The following is a 1,979-nucleotide window of genomic DNA, read 5'->3' on the forward strand; positions in this document are numbered from 1 at the left end:
CGTAACCGCTCCATAAACCCCACATTCAAAGCACTAAGCTAATGCCAGATGCTGGGCTCCCGATTCTCTCAGGAGCCCATCGACCATGATGCGACCCGATGCCAAAGTCGAAAAAGTGTACCTCTACCCCAAACCTGTGGACTTTCGAAAATCCATCGACGGACTGGCTGCTCTGGTCGAACTGGATATCAAGATTGCCGTGTTCGACCCGGTACTTTTCGTTTTCCTCAACAAGCCGCGCAACCGAGTGAAAATCTTGTACTGGGAGCGCAACGGCTTCTGCCTTTGGCTCAAACGCCTGGAATCGGAGCGATTCAAAACATCGCCCGATGCCACCGACGAGGCGATTGTCCTGACCGCTCAGGAACTGAACTGGCTGCTCGACGGTTTTGACCTCTGGCGTAACCGTCCCCATCAGGTTCTGACGCCGCGATTCGTGGCCTGATTCGGTATAATCCAGGGCATGAAATCCATGCCCGACAACCTTCCCGACGATCTCCAACTGCTCAAGAAAATGCTTGCGAAGATGCAGTCGCGGGTCGGTTTTCTAGAAGAAGAGAACGCATTGCTGCGCCAGCGCTTGTTCGGACGCAAGTCCGAGCAAACAGCCGATCCGGCTACACCGCAGTTGGCGCTCTTCAACGAAGCCGAAAGCGTCGTCGAAGCTACCGACGAAAACGCTGAAGAAGAGGTTGTCGCCCCCGCTAAGCGCCGTGGCAAACGCAAGCCACTGCCTGCCGACCTGCCGCGCATCGAAGTCATCCACGAACTTCCCGAGCATGAACTGACTTGCGTCTGCGGCTGCCGCAAACACGCCATTGGCGAGGAAGTCAGCGAGCAGCTTGAAATCGTGCCGATGCAGATCCGGGTCATCAAGCATGTTCGTAAAGTCTATGGCTGCCGCGACTGCGAAACGGCACCCGTCACAGCAGACAAGCCAGCTCAACTGATTGAAAAGAGCATGGCCAGCCCCAGCGTTCTGGCGATGTTGCTGACTACCAAATACGTTGACGGTTTACCGCTTCATCGATTTGAAAAAGTACTGGGCCGCCACGGCATTGATATCCCCCGCCAAACCCTCGCTCGCTGGGTGATCCAGTGCGGCGAACACTTCCAGCCGCTGCTGAATTTGATGCGCGACCGGCTACTGGAAAGCCGCGTCATCCACTGCGACGAAACGCGCGTGCAAGTGCTGAAAGAACCAGATCGAGAACCGAGTAGCCAATCCTGGATGTGGGTGCAAACCGGCGGCCCACCGGATAGGCCGGTCATCCTTTTTGACTACTCCACCAGCCGGGCGCAGGAGGTGCCAACGCGCCTGCTCGAGGGTTATCGCGGTTACGTAATGACCGATGATTACGCCGGTTACAACGCCTTGGGCGCCCAAACCGGAGTCGAGCGTCTAGGCTGCTGGGCGCATGCTCGACGCAAGTTTGTTGAAGCACAGAAAGTGCAGCCCAAAGGTAAAACGGGGCGTGCCGATATCGCGCTGAACCTGATCAACAAGCTGTATGGTATCGAACGAGATTTAAAAGAAGTCGGCGATGAACATCGCCACGAAAGCCGACAGCAAAACAGCCTACCGGTGCTGAAGCAGTTGCACGCATGGCTGGAGAAAACGCAGCCACAAGTGACGGCGCAAAATGCGCTGGGCAAAGCCATCAGCTACCTGGCCAGTAACTGGATCAAGCTGGTGCGCTACACCGAAGCCGGTTACTTGCCGATCGACAACAATGCGGCAGAGCGTGCGATCAGACCCTTCGTTATCGGGCGCAAGAACTGGCTGTTCAGCGACACGCCCAAAGGCGCGATGGCCAGCGCTCAACTTTATAGTTTGGTTGAGACGGCTAAAGCCAACGGCCAAGAGCCCTATGCGTGGCTGCGCCACGCACTGGAACGCCTGCCAACGGCGACATCGGTTGACGATTACGAAGCCTTGCTGCCGTGGAACTGCGAACCTCGACTTCACAGCTAAGCGC

2 protein-coding genes are annotated in these 1,979 nt (G+C 56.7%); both read left to right on the forward strand.

What is annotated here, in order from left to right; all coding sequences use genetic code 11:
- Nucleotides 1-85: 85 nt before the first annotated feature.
- Nucleotides 86-445: an IS66 family insertion sequence element accessory protein TnpB gene (tnpB, locus tag QRN20_RS07875; protein WP_240994282.1), complete on the forward strand. Its 360-nt coding sequence runs from the start codon at nt 86-88 to the stop codon at nt 443-445.
- A gap of 18 nt (nt 446-463) precedes the next feature.
- Nucleotides 464-1,975 carry an IS66 family transposase gene (tnpC, locus tag QRN20_RS07880; RefSeq protein WP_122412760.1) on the forward strand — a complete coding sequence of 504 codons (1,512 nt, stop codon included), beginning with the start codon at nt 464-466 and terminating at the stop codon, nt 1,973-1,975.
- Nucleotides 1,976-1,979: the final 4 nt, after the last annotated feature.

Origin of the sequence: Pseudomonas sp. fls2-241-TYG-175 (assembly GCF_030209155.1) — a bacterium.
GTDB lineage: Bacteria > Pseudomonadota > Gammaproteobacteria > Pseudomonadales > Pseudomonadaceae > Aquipseudomonas > Aquipseudomonas viridiflava.